A 20,749-nucleotide genomic window follows, 5' to 3' on the forward strand; every position below is an offset into this window, starting at 1 on the left:
ACCGAACAGCCCCGGGCCGGGACCCTCGTCAATGCGCCCCCCGGGCCCCGGCCCCCCGGGCCGCCCCCGGCGGGGAACAACCCGCCGGGGGCCCGCGCCGTCGGCTCAGCGCAGTGCGGCCGTCGCCTCGCGCAGCAGGCCCGCCACGATGCCGACCCCGTCGCGGGTGAGCACCGACTCCGGGTGGAACTGGAGCCCCGCGAAGCCGTGTCCGCGCAGCGCGTGCACGTCGCCGGTGACGGCGTCCCGGGAGACCTCGATGCCCTCGGCGGCGAGCCGCGCCGCGTCCGCCTCCGAGCAGCGCGCGGTGAAGGTGTTGTAGAAGCCGACCGTGTGCTTGCTGCCGAACAGGTCGATGCGCTCCTGCGCACCCTGGTACGGGACGGCCTTGCGGCCGAGCGGGAGCCCGAGTTCGGCGGCCAGCAGCTGGTGGCTCAGGCAGACCGCGAGCAGCGGCGAGGTGCGGGCGCCGGAGCGGACGGCGGCCAGCGCGTCCGCGACGATCGGCCGCAGCAGCACCATCTTGGGGTCGTCCGCGAGTGCCGGGTCGCCCGGGCCGGGGCCGAGCACCAGCGCGCCCCGGTGCGCCGCGACCCGCTCGCGCAGCCCCGGCTCGTCGTAGCGGGCCACCGTCACCCGGTGGCCGAGCGAGCTGAGCAGGTGGGAGAGCATCGAGGTGAAGGTGTCCTCGCCGTCCACGACCAGGGTCGGCTCGGCCTCGGTGATCTCGGCCGGCTCCTGCATCCGCAGCCAGAACGGCGCGAGGTCGGCCCGGCGGGAGTCCAGGGCGGCCTGCACCCGGTGGTCGTCGGCGAGCCGGGGCCCGACCGGGTGGGGCAGCCGGGCGGGCGCGGGCCGGGCGCCGATCGCGGTGAGCACCCCGGCGGCCTTGGCGTGGGTCTCGGCGACCTCGGACTCCGGGACGGAGTGGCGCACCAGGGTGGCGCCGACCCGGACGACCAGCCGGCCGGTGGCCGGGTCGATGTCGGCGGTGCGGATGCAGATCGGCGAGTCCAGCAGCTGCCCGCCGCTGGCGGAGCGGCCGATCAGGGCGAGCGCGCCGGAGTAGTAGCCGCGCCCGGCGGGCTCGTAGCGCTTGATCACCCGGGTGGCGTTCTCGACCGGACTGCCCGTGACGGTCGCGGCGAACATCGTCTCGCGGAGCACCTCGCGGACGTCCATCGAGGTGCGCCCGCGCAGCTCGTACTCGGTGTGGGCGAGGTGGGCCATCTCCTTGAGCCGGGGCCCGAGCACCTGGCCGCCGAGGTCGCCGACCGTGCACATCATCTTGAGTTCCTCGTCCACGACCATGGTGAGCTCCTCCAGCTCCTTGGGGTCGTGCAGGAACTGGAGCAGCGAGTCGAGGTCGGAGCCGCCGGCCGGGTAGCGATAGGTGCCGGAGATCGGGTTCATCACGACGGTGCCGCCGCTCTGCCGGACGTGCACCTCGGGGGAGGCGCCGACCAGCACCCGCTCGCCGGTGTGCACCAGGAAGGTCCAGTACGCGCCGCGCTCCTGCTCCAGCAGCCGGCGGAACAGCGTCAGCGCGAGCTCCGGGGAGAAGTCCTCCAGTGTCGCGTGGAAGTCGCGCCGGATCACGAAGTTGGCGCCCTCGCCGTTGCCGATCTCGTCCCGGATCACCCGGCGGACGATCGACGCGTACGAATCGTCGTCCACATCGAACCCGCCACCGGCAAGTGAGACCGGCAACTTCGGTAGGGCGGAGGTGAATTCGGCCAACGGAAGGACGTGCTGCGCGGTCACCGAGAGGGCCTGCAGGGGGGTGCCGTCGTCGTGCGCCTCGAAGCCGCGCTCGCGGATCTGGCGGTACGGGACGAGCGCGAGCAGGTCGTGCACCGGGCCGCCGCCGGCCGGCGCGCCGCTGCGGACGGGCAGGTCGGCGAGGTGCTCGTAGCTGTCGACGGTGCCCAGCAGCACCTCGACGGTGTCCGGGCTGAGCCGGGGGGTGCGGCGGTGCAGCAGGGCGAACGCAGGGGCGTCGGGGCCGGTGAGGTGGGTGAGCAGGTCGACAGCGGTGGTCACGGGAACGGCTTCCTTCCGGATGGACTGGCTGAGAGGCGGTGCAAGGTCCGCTCCCGGAGGGCCGTCTGCTCAGACGCCGACGGCCGCCCCGAGGGGCGGCCGTCGTGTTCGTCTAGGAACGCGCCATCTGTGGGCCACCCTTGGGGGAGGCCCACCACCAGGAGTGGGTGTGGGGCGCGTGCATGGTCCGAGCGTAGCGGATGCGCCGGGGCACGTGAGGGGGATCACGTCTTTGTCCGAGATGCGTCTCACCCATCGGGCAATAGTCACGAGTCACTCCTGTCACCCCGTAGCCTTGGCGGTGTGACCGCTACGACTGAGACATCGAGGGCTGCCCACTCCTGGCAGTCCCTGCCCGCGGCGCAGCAGCCTGAATGGCCGGACCAAGAGGCTCTGCGCAAGACCCTTGCCGAGCTCGCCTCGTATCCGCCGCTCGTCTTCGCCGGCGAGTGCGACCAGCTGCGCGCCCGGCTCGGAGCCGTGGCGCGCGGGGAGGCCTTCCTCCTCCAGGGTGGTGACTGTGCCGAGGCCTTCGACGGTGTCTCGGCGGAGCACATCCGCAACAAGCTGAAGACGCTGCTCCAGATGGCCGCCGTACTGACGTACGCGGCCTCGGTGCCGGTGGTGAAGGTCGGCCGCATCGCCGGCCAGTACTCCAAGCCGCGCTCCAAGTCGACCGAGACCCGCGACGGCGTGACCCTGCCGGTCTACCGCGGCGACTCGGTGAACGGCTTCGAGTTCACCCCCGAGTCCCGCATCCCGGACCCGGAGCGCCTGAAGCGGATGTACAACGCGTCCGCCGCCACGCTCAACCTGGTGCGCGCGTTCACCACCGGTGGTTACGCGGACCTGCGCCAGGTGCACGCCTGGAACCAGGACTTCGTCCGCAACTCGCCGGCCGGCCAGCGTTACGAGCAGCTCGCCCGGGAGATCGACAACGCCCTGGCGTTCATGAGCGCCTGTGGTGTGGTGCCGGAGGAGTTCAAGGCCGTCGAGTTCTTCTCCTCGCACGAGGCGCTGGTCCTCGACTACGAGACCGCGCTGACCCGCGTGGACTCGCGCACCGGCGAGCTGTACGACGTCTCCGGCCACATGGTGTGGATCGGCGAGCGCACCCGGCAGCTGGACCACGCGCACATCGAGTTCGCCTCGAAGATCCGCAACCCGATCGGCGTCAAGCTCGGCCCGACCACCTCGGTGGACGACGCGCTGGCCCTGATCGAGAAGCTGGACCCGGAGCGCGAGCCCGGCCGCCTGACCTTCATCACCCGGATGGGCGCGGGCAAGATCCGCGACCACCTGCCCAACCTTGTGGAGAAGGTCACCGCCTCCGGCGCCAAGCCGGTGTGGATCTGCGACCCGATGCACGGCAACACCTTCGAGGCCTCCAGCGGGCACAAGACCCGCCGCTTCGACGACGTCCTGGACGAGGTCAAGGGCTTCTTCGAGGTGCACCGCGCGCTCGGCACCCACCCGGGCGGCATCCACGTGGAGCTGACCGGCGACGACGTCACCGAGTGCGTCGGCGGCGGCGACGAGGTCCTGGTGGACGACCTGCACCAGCGCTACGAGACGGCCTGCGACCCGCGCCTCAACCGCAGCCAGTCGCTGGACCTGGCGTTCCTGGTGGCGGAGATGTACCGCGGCCAGTAGTCCCGGTGCCCGTCGGATGTGACGAAGGCCCCTCCGGATTCGGGGTTCCCGAGCCCGGAGGGGCTTTTTTGCACCCGTTTCGGCAGGTAAGGTAAGCCTCAGTGAACTAAGGCAGGCCTTAGTCAAGATCCACTCCACCTCACGCCCGGGAGAGACCGCGATGTACGTGTGCATGTGCCATGCGGTCACCGAGGACCAGGTGAAGAAGGCGATCGACGGGGGTGCCAACACCCCGCGCCAGATCGCGAGGGGCTGCAAGGCCGGCACCGACTGCGGGTCCTGCGTGCGCCGCATCCAGGCGCTGCTCGGCGAGCACGGCGCCCGCCCCTGCCCGACCGCCCGGCTGGCCGCGAAGCTCGGCCTCGCGGAACCGGAGACCCCGGCGGCACCGGCCCCGGAGGCCGTCCCGGTGGCTCCGCTGCGGGCGGCCTGAGCCCTCAGGACTCCGGCTGCTCGATGACCTGGGCGATGTAGAGCGCCTCGCCGAGCTTCTCCAGCAGCTCCAGCTGGGTGTCGAGGTAGTCGATGTGGTGCTCCTCGTCGGCCAGGATGTCCTCGAAGATGTTCGCCGAGGTGACGTCGTTCTTGGCCCGCATCACCACGATCCCGCGCTTGAGCCGGTCGATCGCCTCGACCTCGATCTGGCGGTCCGCCTCGAACATCTCCTTGACCGTCTGGCCGATCCGGACGTGGAACAGCCGCTGGTAGTTGGGCAGCCCCTCCAGGAACAGGATCCGGTCGGTGAGCGTCTCGGCGTGCTTCATCTCGTCGAAGGACTCGTGCCGGGTGTACTTGGCGAGCTTCGTCCAGCCGAAGTTCTCCTGCATCTTGGCGTGCAGGAAGTACTGGTTGATCGCGGTCAGCTCGGCGGTGAGCTGCTCGTTGAGGAACTCGATGACCTCGGGATCGCCCTGCATGGTGGTGCCTCCTGCGCTCGTGCTGCCGTGTGTCGTGCGGTGAGTCCTGTGCTGAGTCCTGTGCTGAGTCCTGCGCTGCGCATCCTGGCACCGCTTTGGGAGGAAATTCCAGTAAGTTCACACTCACTAGGACATGTGTCGGAATATCCGGTTCGTGATGAAACGTGCTGGTGGTCGATCGACCGCTGGCCCGTACGGGCGGGGGCGCGAATCCGCGGAAAGGGGCGCGCGCCGTGTCCTGTCCGCCGTCTGTCACCATGGATCCATGGGTCAGTCGAAACACGAACCGCTTCCGCCGTCTGACCCGAGGCTCCCCCCGGGACAGCGCGTGCAGCGCGGCTGGCCCGCCCTGCACTACGGGCCGGTGCCCCGCTTCAAGCCGCTGACCTGGGACCTCCAGGTGTTCGGCGCCACCGCCTCGGCGGAGAAGCACAGCTGGGACTTCGAGGCCTTCAACGCCCTGCCGCGCACCACCGTCGTCGCGGACCTGCACTGCGTGACGAAGTTCTCCGTCCTCGGCAACGAGTGGACGGGCGTGTCGGCCGCCGTGGTGCTCGACCTGGTGCCCCCGGCGCCCGGCGTCACCCACGTCATGGTCTGGGCCGAGTACGGCTACAGCGCCAACCTGCGGCTGGCCGACTTCGCCGACCCGCACACCCTGCTCGCCACCCATCGCAACGGCGAGGCGCTCACCGCCGAGCACGGCTTCCCGGTCCGGCTGGTGGTGCCGCGGCTGTACGCCTGGAAGGGCCCCAAGTGGGTGCGCGCGGTGGAGTACATGCGGGCCGACCGGCGCGGCTTCTGGGAGGAGCGCGGCTACCACAACCTCGCCGACCCCTGGCGCGAGCAGCGCTACTCCTACCAGGAGGAGCCCGGCGACGGGCCGCTGCGCTGATCCCGGCCGAAGGATCGAAGGGCCGAAGGGCCGGAACGGGCTAGAACAGCGAGAACTTGACCGTCACCGCGCTGCGCTGCGGGCGCCGCTCGCCCGCCGCCGGGCTCTGGCCGGACGACGTGACCGCGCCGAACACGTCCCAGCCGGAGGTCTGCATGGTGAAGCCGGCCGCCTGGAGCGCCTTCTGCGCCTCGTCCTTGCTCATCCCGGTGACGTTCGGGACCGGCACCATGCCCTTGCTGACCACCAGCGAGACCGCGGAGTTCTCCTGCAGCAGCTGCCCGGCCGCCGGGGAGCTGCTGATCACCGAGCCCTCGGACACGGTGTCGTTGTAGGTCTCGGTCACACCGCCCCTGGTCAGCTGGGCTCCGGTCAGGGCCGCGGCGGCGTCGGCGGCGCTCCTGCCGGCGAGGTCCGGCACCGCGATCCGCTTGGGGCCCTTGGAGACGGTGACGGTGACGCTGTCGCTCTTGCGGGTGCGCGCGCCCACCCCGGGGTCGGTGGAGATCACCTCTCCGGACGGGACGGACTCGCTGAACACCTCGACGAACTTCCCGTGCAGGCCCTCCTTGTCCAGGACCCGCTGCGCCTCGGCCCGGTCCTTGCCGAGCACGCCCGGCACCGAGCCGTACAGCCCCTCGGAGATCCCGTAGGTGGCGCCGCCGATCGCCAGCACCAGGGCGGCCAGCGCGGCCGTCCAGATCAGCGGCTTGCGGGGGAGGCGGCGAAGCCGGCCCGGCCGGCGCTGGTGCACCGGGGTCGGCTCGTCGTACGGGCGCGGCTCGGCGAGCAGCTCGTCCATCAGCTCCGGCGGCATGTCCAGCACGCTGGTGCGCTCCGTCGGCGGGGCGTCGGCGGGCTGCGGCAGCGGCTGGATCACCGAGGTCGGCTCGCTGGTCGGGTAGCGCGGGCTGGGCCGGGTGGAGGCCGGCGGCTCGGCGTCCAGCTCGGCCGGGGTGAGGGTGCGGCGGACCCGCTGGAGGGCGGCGAGCAGCTCGACCGCGTCGTACGGGCGGGCGTCGGCGGACCGGGCGCAGGCGCCGGCCACGATCGTGTCCAGCCCGGGGCCGACGGCGGGGGCGACCAGCGAGGGGGCCGGGACGTCCTCGTGCAGGTGCTTGTACATGACCTGGACGGGGTTGTCCCCGGTGTGGGGGCGGCGGCCGGTGAGCATCTCGTACAGCAGGATGCCGGCCGCGTAGACGTCCACCCGCTGGTCGGTGGGGGCGTCGGGGAGTATCTGCTCGGGGGCCAGGTAGGAGACGGTGCCCATGACCGTGCCGCCGGTGGCGGTGGTGGTCGAGGTGGGCGCGCCGTCGGCGCTGCCGAGCACCCGGACCAGGCCGAAGTCGGCGACCTTCACCAGGCCGCCCTCGGTGATCAGCACGTTCTCGGGCTTGACGTCGCGGTGGACCAGCCCGGCCCGGTGGGCGGCGCCGAGTGCGGCCAGCACCGGCTCCAGCACGTCCAGCGCGGCCCGCACGGAGAGCGCGCCGCGGTCGCGCAGCAGGTCGCGCAGGGTGCGGCCGGGCACGTACTCCATGGCGAGGAAGACGTGGCCGCCGTCCGCGCCCTGGTCGAAGACGTTGACCACGTTGGGGTGGGTGAGCTTGGCGACCGCCTTGGCCTCGCGGATGAAGCGGGCGGTGAAGCCCTCGTCGCCGGCCAGCGCGGGGTGCATCACCTTGAGTGCGAGCACCCGGTCCAGACGGGTGTCGATGCCCTTGTAGACGGTGGACATCCCGCCGGTCGCGATGCGCTGCTCGACCCGGTACCTGTTGTCGAGCAGGGTACCGATCAGGGGGTCTGACAATGTGTGCACCGCTGGGATACTGTCGGTGACCTGCCTGTGGGCAGCGGTCGGGGCTTGGCCGTCATGAGGGTCTTCGGATCCGAGTGAGAAGCCCTCTCGCTTGCGAGGGGGAGGAGTCACGTCCACTCGGGCGAGTCTAGGTGAGGTGTGGACCGGAAGACCCCGGAGGACATTGCCTCCGGGGCCATCTGTGCCCGGCTTGTGACCCGTCATGTCCCTAGAACGCCGGCCGCTCCCGGGTGTCCAGGTCGGCCCGGCCGGCCATCGCGGAGGACGCCTCGGCGTGGAAGCGGCGCGGGATGCGGCCGGCCCGGTGCGCGAGCCGGCCCGCCTCGGCGGCGTGCCGCATCGCCTCGGCCATCAGCACCGGGTCCTGAGCCCGGGTCACCGCGGAGGCGAGCATCACCGCGGCGCAGCCCAGCTCCATCGCCAGCGCCACGTCGGAGGCGGTGCCGGCGCCCGCGTCCAGGATCACCGGGACGCCCGCGCCCTCCACGATCAGCTGGAAGTTGTGCGGGTTGCGGATGCCCAGGCCCGAACCGATCGGCGAGCCCAGCGGCATGATGGCCGCGCAGCCGACGTCCTCCAGCTTGCGGGCCAGCACCGGGTCGTCGTTGGTGTAGGGCAGGACGGTGAAGCCGTCGTCGACCAGCGTCTCGGCGGCGTCCAGCAGCTCGATCGGGTCGGGCAGCAGGGTGCGCTCGTCGGCGATCACCTCCAGCTTGACCCAGTCGGTGCCGAGCGCCTCGCGGGCCAGCCGGGCGGTCAGCACGGCCTCGCCGGCGGTGAAGCAGCCGGCCGTGTTGGGCAGCACCCGGATGCCGTTGCGGGTCAGCACGTCCAGGACGGAGCCCTGGGTGGAAGCGTCGACCCGGCGCATGGCCACCGTGGTCAGCTCGGTGCCGGAGGCGAGCAGCGCACGCTCCATGACCTCCAGGCTGGGCGCGCCGCCGGTGCCCATGATGAGCCGGGAGGAGAAGGTCGTCCCGGCAATGGTGAGGCTGTCCTTGTCGTCGGAAAGACGGGCGTCGGCCATGGCTCAGCCTCCCTGGACGGCGGTGAGGATCTCGACCCGGTCACCGGTGCTCAGCGGCGTCTCGGACCACGAACTGCGGGGCACCACGGCCTCGTTGAGCGCGGCGGCGACGCCGGTGTTGGCGGCACTGACAGAGGCCACCACCTCGGCGAGGGTGGTCGTGGCGGGCACCCGGCGGGGCTCGCCGTTGACGGTCAGGGCGATCTCGTTCAGGGCGGTCTCGGTCATGCGGAGGCCTTCGTGGTGGAGTGGTCGGGGGAGAATCGGACGGGCGTGAACGGCCTTGCGAGATCCGGGACTTCGCCGGTGGCCAGGTACTCGGCGACCAGGTCGGCGGTCACCGGGGTGAGCAGCACGCCGTTGCGGTAGTGGCCGGTGGCGGCGACCAGCCCGGGCAGCGAGGTCGGGCCCAGCAGCGGGGCGTTGTCCGGCGAGCCGGGGCGCAGCCCGGCCGAGGTCTCCACCAGCGGGAGTTCGGTGATCCCCGGGACCAACTCATGGGCGTCACGCAGGAGTTCGTACACCCCACCGGCGGTGACGGTGGTGTCGTAGCCCTGTTCCTCGGTGGTCGCGCCGACCACCAGCTCGCCGTTCTCACGCGGCACCAGGTACAGGTGCCGGCCGCGGACGACGGCGCGGACGTTGCGGGAGAGGAACGGCCGGTAGGCGTCCGGGACGCGGAGGCGCAGCACCTGCCCCTTCACCGGGCGGATCGCGGGCAGCGCCCCCTCGGGCAGGCCGGGCAGCCGGTGGCTGTGCGGGCCGGCCGCGAGGACGACCTGCTCGCCGGTCACGGTCTCGTGGGTGCTCAGCCGGGCGCCGGTCGCGCGGCCGTTCTCGACCAGCAGCTCGACGGCCTCGGCCGGACGGATCGAGACCCCGGCGCGTTCGCAGGCGAGGAGCAGGGCCTTGAGCAGCCGGCGGCCGTCCACCTGGTGGTCCTCGGCCACGTGCAGGCCGCCGCGCACGCCGGGGGCGAGCATCGGCTCCAGCCTGCGGGCCTCCCGGCCGGTCAGCCAGGTCGAGTCCAGGCCGAGCCGCTGGTGGAAGGCGTGCAGCTCGCGCAGTTCCTCGCGGTCGTCGGAGTCCAGTGCCACGGCGACCGTGCCGCACCGGCGGTAGCCGGTGTCCAGGCCGCCGCTCGCCTCGGTGAGTTCGGCGGCGAAGGCCGCGTACCGCTCGTTCGAGGCCATGCCGAGGCGCAGCAGCGGCTCCTCGCCGTACTGGAGCTCGGTGACCGGGGCGAGCATTCCGGCCGCGACCCGGGCCGCGCCGCCACCGGGGGAGGGGTCGACCACGATCACGTTCCGCAGCCCGCGCTGGGCGGCGCGCCAGGCGACGGCGAGGCCGATGATGCCCCCGCCGATCACCAGCACGTCGGCGCGGGTGCCTGATGGCAAGCGTGACAAAGCTGCTCTTCTCCCTTCGCCGGTATGACCCGGATCAGGTTCGGACGGTCGCAGGCCGTGCCAGCCCGCCTCTCAGCCCGGTACGCCGGGCTCCCGTGTGGTGCCCCCACCTTAACGCCGGGGGTCGGCCCGGCCGAAGGCCCGTACGCGGGGTGGACCCCAGGGCGGAGACGACCCGCGCCCGCCTCCGCGCTCCGCACGGCCGGAGGGCCGGCACGAAGGGCGGACGGCCCGCAGCTGCCGGCCGGCCGCTGAGTACAGTGACGGGCGTGGCAGAGCTGAGCGGAACGGATCAGGTGGTCGTCGTCGGAGCCGGGCTGGCTGGGGCGCAGGCCGCCCTCAAGCTGCGGCAGGGAGGCTGGCAGGGGCGGATCGTGCTGGTCGGCGAGGAGCGGCACGCGCCGTACGACCGGCCGCCGCTCTCCAAGGACGTACTGCTCGGCAAGGCCGACTCCACCACCCTGGACATCGACTACGGGCAGCTCGGCATCGAGCTGTTCACCGGCCGCCGGGCCACCGGCCTCACCCCCGGCGTGCTGCACACCGACGGCGGCGACCTTCCGTACGGCTCGCTGGTGGTCGCCACCGGCGCCGTCCCGCGTGCCCTGCCCGGCGCCGAGCGGGCGCACCTGCTGCACACCCTGGACGACGCCCTGGCGCTGCGCGCGCTGCTGCGCCCCGGGCTGCGGCTGGTGCTGGTCGGCGCGGGCTGGATCGGTGCCGAGGTGTCCGGCGCGGCCCGCGCGGCGGGCTGCGAGGTGACCGTGGTCGAGGCCGGCCCGGCGCCGCTGCCCGGCGCACTGCCGACGGAGATCGGTTCGGCGATGGCCGCCTGGTACACCGAGGCCGGGGTCGACCTGCGCTGCGGGGTCGGTGTGGCCGCCGTCGAGCCCGGCGCGGTGCTGCTGGCGGACGGCGCGCACCTGCCCGCCGACGAGGTCGTGGTCGGTATCGGGGCGCGTCCCGCGACCGGCTGGCTGGCCGGCTCCGGGATCGAGCTGGACGCGGCCGGTGCCGTCGTGGTGGACGGGCGGCTGCGCACCTCGGTGCCCGGTGTCTTCGCGGCCGGCGACTGCGTCAGCTACCCCTCGGCCCGGGCCGGCGCCCGGCTGGCCGTCCAGCACTGGGACCACGCCCTGCAGTCCGGCGAGGCGGTGGCCGCCGCCGTCCTGGGCGCGGACGCGCCGGCCTACGACCCGGTGCCGTACTTCTGGTCCGAGCAGTTCGGGCGGATGGTCCAGTACGCCGGCCGGCACGCCGAGGGCGACGAGCTGCTCTGGCGCGGCGGCCCGCAGGACGCCGACTGGTCGGTGCTCTGGCTGCGCGACGGCGTGCCGAGCGCCCTGCTGACCGTGGACCGGCCGCGCGACCTCACCCAGGGGCGGAGGCTGATCGAGCGCGGCACCGCGCTGGACCGGGCCCGTGCGGCCGACCCGGCGGTGCCGCTGAAGGCGGCCACGGCGTAGGGCCGTGTGCACGGTGGGCCGTCGAGGTGGCAGTCTGGTGCCGTGAGTGAGATCGATGCCAAGACTGAAGCCCTGGTCCCCGAGTGGCTGTACCTGCCCGACATCTCCGAGCGGTGGGGTGTGCTGGTCACCGAGGTCCGCAACATGGTCAAGAAGGGCGACCTGATCGCGGTCCGCCGTGGCCCCAACAAGTCCTTGCAGGTCCCGGCCGCCTTCATCGACGAGACCGGCCCGGTCAAGCACCTGGTCGGCCTGCTGACCGTGCTGCGGGACAGCGGCTTCTCCGACGACGAGATCATCGAGTGGATGTTCACGGAGGACGAGTCGCTGCCCGGCAGCCCGGTGCAGGCGCTGTGGGAGAACCGGGCGACCGAGGTCAAGCGCCGCGCCCAGGCCATGGCGCTGTGATGACGGACCTGCACGCCAGGCTCGCCGACGCCCGGCTGTACCTGTGCACCGACGCCCGCCGCGAGCAGGGTGACCTCGCCGAGTTCCTGGACGCGGCGCTGGCGGGCGGGGTGGACGTCGTCCAGCTGCGGGACAAGGGCCTGGAGGCCAGGCAGGAGCTGGAGGCCCTGGAGGTCTTCGCCGACGCCTGTCGCCGGCACGGCAAGCTGCTGGCCGTCAACGACCGCGCCGACGTCGCCCACGCGGCCCGGCCGGACGTGCTGCACCTCGGTCAGGACGACCTGCCGGTGGCGGCCGCCCGGGCGATCCTCGGCGAGGACGTGCTGATCGGCCGTTCCTGCCACGCCGAGTCCGAGGTGGACGCGGCGATCGCCGAGCCGGGGGTGGACTACTTCTGCACCGGCCCGGTCTGGCCGACCCCGACCAAGCCGGGCCGCCCGGCCCCGGGCCTCGGCCTGGTCTCGTACGCGGCGAAGCAGGCCACCGACCGGCCGTGGTTCGCGATCGGCGGGATCGACCTCGGCAACCTGGACGAGGTGCTGGCCGCGGGTGCCCGCCGGATCGTCGTGGTGCGGGCCGTCACCGCCGCGGCGGACCCGCGGGCGGCCGCCGCCGAGCTGTCCCGCAGGGTGCGCGCCGCGCTCTGACCGGCCCGGATCCGCAGGGCCGGCCCGAGGCCGTCGCCGTCCGTCAGTACTTGCGGACGGTGGCGGCCTCGGCCAGTGCCAGCAGCACCGCACGGGCCTGCTCGTCGGCGAGCGGCGCCGCCTCCAGCGCCCCCAGCGACTGCCGCATCAGCTCCTCGATCCGGCGCTCCACCAGCTCGGGCGCGCCGCTGCGGGCGACCAGCTCGCGCAGTTCGGCGACCTCCGGGGCCGCCAGGTCCGGGGCGCCGAGCCGCTCGTCCAGGTACCGGGCGTCGGCGGCCGACAGGCCACGCATCGCGTGCGCGACCAGCAGGGTGCGCTTGCCCTCGCGCAGGTCGTCCCCGGCCGGCTTGCCGGTGACGGCCGGATCCCCGAAGACGCCGAGCAGGTCGTCGCGCAGCTGGAAGGCCTCGCCCAGCGGCAGCCCGAACGCCCCGTACGCCTCGACCAGCTCCGGCCCGGCGCCGGCCAGCAGCGCTCCCACCTGGAGCGGCCGCTCGATGGTGTACTTCGCGGACTTGTAGTGCAGCACGGTCTGCGCCCGCTCCAGCGCGCCCTCGTCCGTCGAGTCGCCGGCCACCGGCTCCAGCACGTCCAGGTACTGGCCGACCATGACCTCGGTGCGCATCAGGTCGAACACCGGCTTGGCGGCCAGGACGGCGGCCGGCTCCAGGCCGCAGCGCAGGAACAGCTCGTCGCACCAGATCAGCAGCAGGTCGCCGAGCAGCACCGCGGCCGAGGCGCCGTACTGCTCGCGGTCGCCGCGCCAGCCGCTGTCGCGGTGCAGTGCCTCGAAGCGGCGGTGGACCGAGGGCAGGCCGCGGCGGGTGTCGCTGCGGTCCATCAGGTCGTCGTGCACCAGGGCGCTCGCCTGGAGCAGTTCCAGGGCGGCGGCCGCGTTGGCGATCGCGTCGCCGCCGGCGCCACCGGCCGGGCCGCCGGCGCCGCGCCAGCCCCAGTAGCAGAAGGCCGGGCGCAGCCGCTTGCCGCCGTCCAGCAGGAAGTCGCGCAGTGCGTCGGCGGCGGGGACCAGCTGGGGCGAGATCTTGGCGAGCAGCACGGACTGGCCGTCCATGAACGTGGCGAGCGCTGCGTTGACGCGGGTGCGGACGTCCTCCACGTCAATGGGGTTGGCCGCACTGGGGTTGGCCGGCCGGGTGCTGGGCGAGGTCACGATGGGGCTCCGCTGGTTCTCTGGGGTGCAGCAAGCGTAGCGGTGCAACGGGGAACGGGTGTGCGATCGGCCGGGACGGGGTGTGCGGGGAGGCGTCGCGGAACCGGTCCGGGGTGAACCGGAACGCCATCCATCAGTTGTCTCAATAGGTGGAATTCGGCTGTCCGGCCCCTTCGGACGCCGGATAACCTGCCAGCATGGCACTCGGTATCGCTTCCACGAGAACGGATCGCGCACTGACGGTGCGCGAACTCCTGGCGGCCGGCAAGCGCTCCTTCTCCTTCGAGTTCATGCCGCCGCGCAGCGAGGTCGGCGAGCAGAAGCTCTGGGACGCCATCCGCCGGCTCGAACCGCTCGACCCCAACTTCGTCTGCATGACGTACGGTGCCGGCGGCTCCTCGCGCGAGCGCACCGTCAACATGGTCGGCCGGATCGCCACCGAGACCACCCTGACCCCGGTCGCCCACCTCACCGCGGTGGACCACTCGATCGCGGAGCTGCGCAACATCATCGGCCAGTACGCCGACCAGGGCGTGCGGAACGTCCTCGCGGTCCGGGGCGACCCGCCCGGCGACCCGATGGGCGAGTGGGTCAAGCACCCCGAGGGCGTCACCTACGCGTACGAGCTGGTGGAGCTGATCAAGGGCATCGGCGACTTCTGCGTCGGCGTCGCGGCCTCGCCGAACATGCACCCGCGCTCGACCGACTGGGACGAGGACATCCGGCACTTCGTGGCGAAGATCCGCTCCGGGGCCGACTACGCGATCACCCAGATGTTCTTCGAGGTGGACGACTACCTGCGGCTGCGCGACCGGGTGACGGCCGCCGGCTGCGAGACGCCGATCATCCCGGAGATCATGCCGGTCACCAACGCCAAGCAGCTGGAGCGCTTCCCGCAGCTCAGCGGTTCGGCCTTCCCCGCCGACCTGGAGGCCCGCCTGCGGGCGGCCATCGACGATCCGGCGGCGCTGCGGGCCATCGGCATGGAGCACGCCACGGCGATGGCCGAGCGCCTCCTCGCCGAGGGCGCGCCCGGTCTGCACTTCATCACGCTGAACCACTCGACGGCGACGCTGGAGATCTACCAGAACCTGGGGCTGCACAAGCGCTGACGGACGGGGCCGAGCCCGCGCCTGCGCGGCGCGGACGCCGGGTGTTCACGAGCCCGTCACCGAACCGACGGTGGCGGGCTCGGTCGTGTGCGGCCGGGCTTCGGGGCGGTGGGAACGCGATGCGGTACCCCGGCCGTTGAACCGGTACAGTCGCCGCACACGCGCGGCGCACACGCGCGGGCACGCGACTGGAGGTAGCGGGCGGATGGGCATCGGATACCTGCTGCTGTACGCCGCGTTGGCGGTGGTGGCGCTCTGGCTGGTCGCGGAGGTGCTGCTGCAGAACCGGGCACCGCTGCACTGGCGGGTCCTGGCCCTGGCCGGCTTCCTGGGCGTGGCCGCCGGGATGAGCCTCGGCTCGGTCGTGGTGATCGGGGCCGGTGCCGTGCTGTTCGCGGTCGGCCAGACCTTCGTCACCCTCTCGGTCAGGCGCGGCTACCGGGCCGGCTGGTCCCTGCGGAAGTCCGACGGCAGCCTGCCCGGCCCGCTCGCCAAGGTGCCGCTGCTCGGCGCCCTCACCGGCGGCGCCGCCGCGGTGGCGGCCGTCGCCGTCGCCGAGGAGCGGGTCGGCGAGGTCGGCGCCGTCGAGGAGCCCCCGGCCGCCGCACCGGTGCCCGACGAGGTGCCGGAGGTCGAGCAGACCGCCGCCTTCGAGATGCAGGAGCTCGCCCAGGACGGCGTCTACGCGCCCGGGTACTACGAGCAGCAGCCGCAGGTCCAGCAGCAGCCCCAGGACCCGTACGCCGCCGCCTACCAGGGCGGCTACGACCAGCAGCAGTGGCAGACCCAGCAGCAGCCCGCCTACGCCTACGACCAGCAGTCCTACGGCGGCTACCCCCAGCACCAGCAGGACCCGTACGGCGCCTACCAGCAGCAGAGCCAGCAGCAGGACCAGTACGCGGGCTACCAGCAGCCGCAGCACGAGCAGGCCTGGGACCCGAACGCCCAGCCCCAGCAGCAGTGGCAGCCCCAGCCCGACCAGCACGTCCAGGACATCCCGCAGCAGCCGGCGTACGACCAGAACCACGGCTACCAGCAGCAGAACACCTGGCACCAGGGCTGACCCGACCGGGCCGGCCCGCCGGCCGGGGCCTACGCCGGGCCGATCAGCCCGGCGGTGATGCAGGCCGACATGCCGACGCGGGCGAGGCCGCCGCCGGGGTGGGCGTTGCCGCCGATCAGGTAGAGGCCGGGGACGGGGGACTCGTTGGCGGCCTTCAGCCACCCGCCCGCGGAGCCGGCCAGGACCGGGCGGGCGACCGCCCCGCCGAGGACACCGGTCTCCCTGCGGGTGTCCTCCGGAGTGCGCACGACCCGCCACAGCACCCGCTCGCGCAGGCCCAGGCCGGCCGCGTCCACGTGGGCGAGCAGCCGGTCGGCGTAGCGGTCGGCGACGCCCGGGGCGGTCCAGTCGAACTCGCCCTGGGCCGGGACGGTCGCGGTCAGCACCACGCTCTCGTGCCCGTCGTCGGGGCGCAGCGCCGGGTCGTCCGGGCGCAGCACCTGGACGGTGGGCTGCTCGCAGGGCGGCACCGCGAGGGTCAGCGCGTTCGCCTCCTCGGCCGGATCGGCCGCGTGCACCACCGTGCGGTGCGCGGTGCCCTCCGGCCGGGGCCCGCGCAGGGCGAGCAGCACGCTGAACCGGCCGGGCACCTCCTGCGGCTCCCAGTGGTCGACCGGCAGCCCCGGCCACTCGGCGAGGCCGTGGCGGTAGAGGGCGTTGGTGTCCATCGCGGAGATCACCAGGTCCGCGTCGATCCGGCCGTCCGCCGTCTCGACCCCGCTCGCCCGGCCGCCCTCGACGACCACCCGGGTGACCGGGGTGTCGAAGCGGAACTCGACCCCGCGCAGCTCGCAGCGTCGGAACACCGCGTCCGCGAGGGCCCGCAGGCCGCCCCGGACGTACCAGACGCCGAAGGACTGCTCCATGTACGGCAGCACGGTGGCCCCGGCGGGCGCCTCGGCCGGGGTGAAGCCGTACCGGACGGCCGGCTCGAACAGCAGGGCGGTCAGGCCGGGGTGGCCGTCGAGCTCGCGTGCAGCCACGTGCTCCAGGGACCACGGCTGCGGGCGGCGCAGGCGGGCCAGACCGGTGCGCGGCGGGACGGGGTACGGGTCGGTGCCCAGCAGAGCCCGGTCGGCCGGGGAGAGGATGCCGTGGTCGGCCGGGAGCGGATCCTCCAGCAACGGGCGGCGGGTGGCCTCCCAGACCGTCCGGCCGTGGTTCATCACCTCGCTCCAGCGGGCGCCGGAGCCCGCGCCGAAGGCGGCGTCCAGCGCCTGGCTGACGCCGCCGCGGGAGGCGTTCGGCAGGGTGACGACGGTGCCGTCCGCGAACAGGTGCCGGCTCTCCGGGTCGACCGGGGCCAGTTCGACCAGCTGCTCCAGCGGCTCCTTGCCGGTCTTCAGGGCGAGGTCGCGGTAGACCGCCGGGAGGGCGAGCAGGCCGGGCCCGGTGTCGAAGGCGAAGCCGTCGCGCTCGTACCGCCCGACCATGCCCCCGTACGTGCCGCTCGCCTCACAGACCGTCACCCGGTGGCCGAGGGTCCCCAGCCGGGAGGCCGCCGCGAGCCCGCTCATTCCTGCGCCGATGACGACGATCTTTGCCATGGCCCCGATCCTAGGGCCAGCTTTACGCGCTCCCCTCCGCCGCCCGGGCGGCCCTGCGTTCGCGGCGGCGGGCCCGGAAGGCACGGATCTTGCTGATCGCCAGCCAGACCAGCAGCAGGCCGACGACCAGGACCACGGCGGCGACCGTGGCGGCCAGCCAGGGGTGGAAGATCGCCAGGGTGATCAGGCCGGCCACCGAGAGGTCCTCGGCGATGCTGACCACGATGTTGCTGGCCGGCTCGGGGGAGGTGTTGACGGCCATCCGCAGCGAGGCCTTCACCAGGTGGCTGACCAGCGCCGACGTGCCGCCCATCGCGCCGGCCGCGACCTCGCTGAGCGAGCCGGGGTCGTTGCTCGCGATCAGCACGCCGACGGTGGCACCGGCGATCGGCCGGATCACCGTGTGCACGACGTCCCAGACGCTGTCCACGTACGGGATCTTGTCGGCCACCGCCTCCAGTGCGAACAGCAGGCCGGCCACGATCAGGACGTCCGTGCGCTCCAGCGCCTGCGGCACCGAGTCCGCGTCGGCGAACCTGCCCAGCAGACCGAGCAGCAGCACCACCGCGTAGGCGTTGACGCCGCTGGCCAGTCCGCTGGTGAAGATCAGCGGCAGGACCGTCATCTCGTCCCCCTCCTCGTCGTCGCGTCCCCTCGGGGGCCGGCTCAGCCCGGCCCGCCGTACCGTACCGGCACCCGGGACGCCGCGGACACACGTCCCGGTTCCGGCGGTCGGCGGACTGAGTACGGATACTCAGTTCCACGGTTGAGTACGTCAGCGGATGGCCGCCGACCTGCGGAGACGGGAGAGTGGTGGCACCCGGGAGGGCGGCGCGTCGGGCGCCGGGCCCGCCCGGGCGGCGGACCCGTCCGTCTCCCGGCCGTGAACTCCGGGGAGGCGGCGGACGGTTCGCCACGGGGCTGGTCACGGTCCCCGCACCGCCGGCACGGGGCGGCGGAGCGGGGCGGGGGGAGACCGGTCACGGGGGGAGTGCGCCACCGCCGGCCGTGGGGGACGGGCGGAGCGACGGCACGGCGGCGGTGCGGACCGGGGGAGGACCGCGCCGCCGCCGCTACGCCTTTTCCCGGCCCCTCTCCGGGTCGCGGCCGGCGGCCGGATTGCCGGATTGTCAGTGGCGCCGTTCACGATGGAAGGGCACGGACCACCCGGTCCGCGCGCTGCCTCGGAACGGGGGAGACCATGACCGTCAGCCATCGGGAGCCCGTCACCGCCCGCCTCCACTCCGCCGCCCTTCCGCACCTCCCGGGTCCGTCCGTCCGTTCCGCCGCAGCGGACGTCCACCCCGTGCTGCGCCGGGTCGCCGCGCCGCCGGCCGGCCTCGACCTGCTCGCCGACGCCCACCGCACCCTCGCCCGGGCCCGCGCCCTGGAGGACCCGCTGGAGCGCTACGCCACCGCCCACCTGGCCGCGCTGCGCACGGTGGCGGCCGTCCTGGCGGTGCGCGGCCGCCCGGAGAAGAGCCCGCGCCGCCGCAAGGCGATCCGCAGTGCCTGGGAGGTGCTGCCCGAGGTGGCGCCGGAGCTCGCCGAGTGGGCGGTCTACTACGGGGCCGGCGCCCGCCGCCGGGCCGCCGCCGAGGCCGGGATCAGGGGCGCCGCCTCGGCCCGGGACGCCGACGACCTGATCCGCAACTCAGCCCTGTTCCTGCGCCTGGTCGAGCGGCTGCTCGGCCTGCACGCCGCCCCGCCCCCGCCCCGGCTGCCGCTGGACGGCGACGAGCCGCCGGGCGTGAGCGGGCTCCCCGCCGGGCCGGTCTAAGGTGGAGGCATCCTGATCGAACTGCACGTGCCAAGGAGCTCCGCCTTGTACCCGACGCGTCCCCGCAGTGCCCTGCGTACCGCCGTGGTGTGGGAGGTGGTCCGGGCGGCCCTGGAGAAGCGGGCGGCCGAGCTGGACCAGCCGGTGCTCGACGTGGTCGACACCGGCGGCGGCACCGGGAACTTCGCCGTGCCCGTCGCCAAGCTCGGCCACCGCGTCACGGTGGTCGACCCGAGCCCGGACGCCCTGTTCGCCCTGGAGCGCCGGGCCGCCGAGGCCGGTGTGATGGACCTGGTGCGGGCCGTCCAGGGAGACACCCAGACCCTGCCCGAGCTGGTCACCCCCGGCAGCGTGGACGCGGTGCTCTGCCACGGCGTGCTGGAGGTCGTGGACGACCCGGCCGAGGCGCTCGGCAGCCTGGCCGGCACCCTGCGCAAGGGCGGCCTGGTCAGCCTGCTGGCGGCCAACCGCAACGGCGCCGTACTGGCCCGCGCGCTGGCCGGCCACTTCAACGAGGCCCGCACCGTGCTCTCCGCCGCCGACGGCCGCTGGGGCGAGCAGGACCCGATGCCGCGCCGCTTCACCGGGGAGGAGCTGGGCCGACTGGCCGAGGCCGCGGGCCTGCGGGTGGAGTCGGTGCACGGCGTACGGGTCTTCGCGGACCTCGTCCCCGGCGTGCTGGTGGACACCGAGCCGGGCGCGCTGGAGGCGCTGCTGAAGCTGGAGGAGGCCGCCGCCGCGCAGCCCGAGTTCCACGCCGTGGCGACCCAGCTGCACCTGCTGGCCACTCTGGCCTGAGGCGCACCTCCCGGCTCGCGCGCCCCTTCACGAACCCTTCCGCCGTCGTACGGTTTTTTCGCACACCGTACGGCGGTGGTTCGCGCTCCGGAGGCCTGCCCGTTCCCCGTCCGTGCCCGGGCCGCTCCGTGCCGTGCCGTGCCGCCCGGCGGCGAACCTGCCCAGGTCCGGGACGATTCCATCCGATCGGGCACTTGTCCGGGGCGTGGCGCGTTGACACGGATGCGGCCGTCCCCGCTCGAAGTGGCCCGTCCCACGCGGGGCAGACCACCCCGTAACGGGCCCACGGACCGTATGATCTGGGTAAAGCCGGAAAGCATGACAGCCGGACGCGTGGGGCATATGGACGACACGGGCCGGGTCCCCCGCACGGGCGTCCGACCCGACCGTGTGCCCCAAGGCTGATTGGACTTGCCTCCCCGACCGGGGTGGGCGGACCGGTCGCACCCGCGACCGACGAGTAGGAGGACTCCGTGCCGCTCTCGGAGCACGAGCAGCGACTGCTCGACCAGATGGAGCGAGCGCTGTATGCCGAAGATCCCAAATTCGCGTCGGCGCTTGAGGGAACCGGGCTGCGCACCTACACCCGTCGGCGGGTCTACCTGGCCGTCGCCGGCTTCGTGGTGGGCATCGGCCTGCTGATGGGCGGCATGGTCGTGCCGGACCAGATCTGGGTCAGCGTGGTGGGCTTCCTGGTGATGCTCGGGTGTGCGGTGTTCGCCGTGACCGGCTGGCGCCGCGGCCCTGCGGCCCAGAACGCCGGGGCCCGCCCGGCCGCGGCCCCGCGCCGCAAGGCCGGGATGATGGACCGGGTGGAGCAGCGCTGGCAGCGCCGCCGGGACGAGCAGACCGGCGGCTTCTGAGCAGCTCGGCCGATACGTACGAAGCCGGGGCGGGGCGTCGGTAGACAGCCCGCCCCGGCGCGTGTCCGGATCAGGATTACGGATAAGGCATAGGGGGGGGTCCGCGTGGGGCCGCCGCGGTTCCG

Annotated in this window: 20 protein-coding genes and 1 riboswitch; of the genes, 11 read left to right on the forward strand and 9 right to left on the reverse strand. The window is 73.5% G+C overall.

All coding sequences use genetic code 11. The annotated features are described in order from the left end of the window. Positions 1–105: 105 nt before the first annotated feature. Positions 106–2,043 (reverse strand): anthranilate synthase family protein, encoded by a 1,938-nt coding sequence (locus ACIRRH_RS02365; RefSeq protein WP_403060507.1) that lies wholly within the window; start codon positions 2,041–2,043, stop codon positions 106–108. 303 nt (positions 2,044–2,346) lie between these two features. On the opposite strand from ACIRRH_RS02365, the gene ACIRRH_RS02370 reads away from it, so the two are divergent. Then, positions 2,347–3,696, forward strand: a complete 1,350-nt coding sequence (locus tag ACIRRH_RS02370) for a class II 3-deoxy-7-phosphoheptulonate synthase (protein WP_403060510.1) — start codon at positions 2,347–2,349, stop codon at positions 3,694–3,696. A 160-nt stretch (positions 3,697–3,856) separates the two neighbouring features. Beyond that, on the forward strand, positions 3,857–4,129 hold the full coding sequence (locus tag ACIRRH_RS02375; RefSeq protein ID WP_403060513.1) for a bacterioferritin-associated ferredoxin: 273 nt from the start codon (positions 3,857–3,859) through the stop codon (positions 4,127–4,129). 4 nt (positions 4,130–4,133) lie between these two features. Here ACIRRH_RS02375 and bfr read toward each other — a convergent pair whose 3' ends face one another. Next, positions 4,134–4,613: a bacterioferritin gene (gene bfr, locus ACIRRH_RS02380; RefSeq protein ID WP_224281434.1), complete on the reverse strand. Its 480-nt coding sequence runs from the start codon at positions 4,611–4,613 to the stop codon at positions 4,134–4,136. A 265-nt stretch (positions 4,614–4,878) separates the two neighbouring features. On the opposite strand from bfr, the gene ACIRRH_RS02385 reads away from it, so the two are divergent. After that, complete coding sequence (locus ACIRRH_RS02385) at positions 4,879–5,508, forward strand: sulfite oxidase-like oxidoreductase (RefSeq protein ID WP_403060516.1); 630 nt, start codon at positions 4,879–4,881, stop codon at positions 5,506–5,508. Positions 5,509–5,548: 40 nt separating this feature from the next. On the opposite strand, the gene pknB is transcribed toward ACIRRH_RS02385, so the two are convergent. The 4 genes from pknB to thiO form a co-directional block, all read right to left on the reverse strand. Then, complete coding sequence (gene pknB, locus ACIRRH_RS02390) at positions 5,549–7,321, reverse strand: Stk1 family PASTA domain-containing Ser/Thr kinase (RefSeq protein ID WP_403060518.1); 1,773 nt, start codon at positions 7,319–7,321, stop codon at positions 5,549–5,551. A gap of 217 nt (positions 7,322–7,538) precedes the next feature. Continuing rightward, the gene (locus ACIRRH_RS02395; protein ID WP_403060521.1) at positions 7,539–8,357 is read right to left on the reverse strand and encodes a thiazole synthase; all 819 of its coding nucleotides are present in this window, start codon (positions 8,355–8,357) and stop codon (positions 7,539–7,541) included. Between the two features lie 3 nt (positions 8,358–8,360). Then, the gene (thiS, locus tag ACIRRH_RS02400; RefSeq protein WP_403060523.1) at positions 8,361–8,585 is read right to left on the reverse strand and encodes a sulfur carrier protein ThiS; all 225 of its coding nucleotides are present in this window, start codon (positions 8,583–8,585) and stop codon (positions 8,361–8,363) included. Then, positions 8,582–9,757, reverse strand: coding sequence for a glycine oxidase ThiO (gene thiO, locus ACIRRH_RS02405; RefSeq protein WP_403060526.1), 1,176 nt, complete (start codon positions 9,755–9,757; stop codon positions 8,582–8,584). The genes thiS and thiO overlap by 4 nt, the downstream gene beginning before the upstream one ends. 3 nt (positions 9,758–9,760) lie before the next feature. Further along, positions 9,761–9,873: riboswitch (TPP riboswitch) on the reverse strand. A 153-nt stretch (positions 9,874–10,026) separates the two neighbouring features. Here thiO and ACIRRH_RS02410 point away from each other — a divergent pair. The 3 genes from ACIRRH_RS02410 to thiE are packed head-to-tail and all read left to right on the forward strand — an operon-like array spanning position 10,027 to position 12,287. After that, the gene (locus ACIRRH_RS02410; RefSeq protein WP_403060529.1) at positions 10,027–11,232 is read left to right on the forward strand and encodes an NAD(P)/FAD-dependent oxidoreductase; all 1,206 of its coding nucleotides are present in this window, start codon (positions 10,027–10,029) and stop codon (positions 11,230–11,232) included. A gap of 42 nt (positions 11,233–11,274) precedes the next feature. Beyond that, a complete protein-coding gene (locus ACIRRH_RS02415) occupies positions 11,275–11,640 on the forward strand; it encodes an Rv2175c family DNA-binding protein (protein WP_403060532.1) in 366 nt (121 codons plus the stop codon). After that, a complete protein-coding gene (thiE, locus tag ACIRRH_RS02420) occupies positions 11,640–12,287 on the forward strand; it encodes a thiamine phosphate synthase (RefSeq protein WP_403060535.1) in 648 nt (215 codons plus the stop codon). Before ACIRRH_RS02415 ends, thiE begins: the two co-directional genes overlap by 1 nt. 43 nt (positions 12,288–12,330) lie before the next feature. Here thiE and ACIRRH_RS02425 read toward each other — a convergent pair whose 3' ends face one another. Further along, positions 12,331–13,461, reverse strand: a complete 1,131-nt coding sequence (locus tag ACIRRH_RS02425; protein WP_403060538.1) for a polyprenyl synthetase family protein — start codon at positions 13,459–13,461, stop codon at positions 12,331–12,333. Between the two features lie 197 nt (positions 13,462–13,658). Here ACIRRH_RS02425 and metF point away from each other — a divergent pair, with 197 nt between their 5' ends. Together metF and ACIRRH_RS02435 are read left to right on the forward strand one after the other, a co-directional pair. Then, positions 13,659–14,573 carry a methylenetetrahydrofolate reductase [NAD(P)H] gene (gene metF, locus ACIRRH_RS02430; protein ID WP_403060541.1) on the forward strand — a complete coding sequence of 305 codons (915 nt, stop codon included), beginning with the start codon at positions 13,659–13,661 and terminating at the stop codon, positions 14,571–14,573. A 205-nt stretch (positions 14,574–14,778) separates the two neighbouring features. Next, entirely contained in the window at positions 14,779–15,636 is an 858-nt protein-coding gene (locus ACIRRH_RS02435; protein ID WP_403060544.1) for a hypothetical protein, read from the forward strand. Positions 15,637–15,665: 29 nt separating this feature from the next. Here ACIRRH_RS02435 and ACIRRH_RS02440 read toward each other — a convergent pair whose 3' ends face one another. Beyond that, the gene (locus ACIRRH_RS02440) at positions 15,666–17,183 is read right to left on the reverse strand and encodes a phytoene desaturase family protein (protein ID WP_403060546.1); all 1,518 of its coding nucleotides are present in this window, start codon (positions 17,181–17,183) and stop codon (positions 15,666–15,668) included. A gap of 22 nt (positions 17,184–17,205) precedes the next feature. After that, complete coding sequence (locus ACIRRH_RS02445; protein WP_403060548.1) at positions 17,206–17,808, reverse strand: DUF4126 domain-containing protein; 603 nt, start codon at positions 17,806–17,808, stop codon at positions 17,206–17,208. A 576-nt stretch (positions 17,809–18,384) separates the two neighbouring features. Here ACIRRH_RS02445 and ACIRRH_RS02450 point away from each other — a divergent pair. From ACIRRH_RS02450 to ACIRRH_RS02460, 3 genes are all read left to right on the forward strand, one after another. Continuing rightward, positions 18,385–18,963, forward strand: a complete 579-nt coding sequence (locus ACIRRH_RS02450; protein WP_403060550.1) for an SAV_6107 family HEPN domain-containing protein — start codon at positions 18,385–18,387, stop codon at positions 18,961–18,963. A 45-nt stretch (positions 18,964–19,008) separates the two neighbouring features. Then, on the forward strand, positions 19,009–19,761 hold the full coding sequence (locus tag ACIRRH_RS02455; RefSeq protein WP_403060552.1) for a methyltransferase domain-containing protein: 753 nt from the start codon (positions 19,009–19,011) through the stop codon (positions 19,759–19,761). Between the two features lie 473 nt (positions 19,762–20,234). Further along, positions 20,235–20,624, forward strand: a complete 390-nt coding sequence (locus ACIRRH_RS02460) for a DUF3040 domain-containing protein (protein ID WP_224285186.1) — start codon at positions 20,235–20,237, stop codon at positions 20,622–20,624. The last annotated feature ends 125 nt before the right edge of the window (positions 20,625–20,749 follow it).

Origin of the sequence: Kitasatospora sp. NPDC101235 (assembly GCF_044767505.1) — a bacterium.
In the GTDB taxonomy this organism is placed as follows: Bacteria; Actinomycetota; Actinomycetes; order Streptomycetales; family Streptomycetaceae; genus Kitasatospora.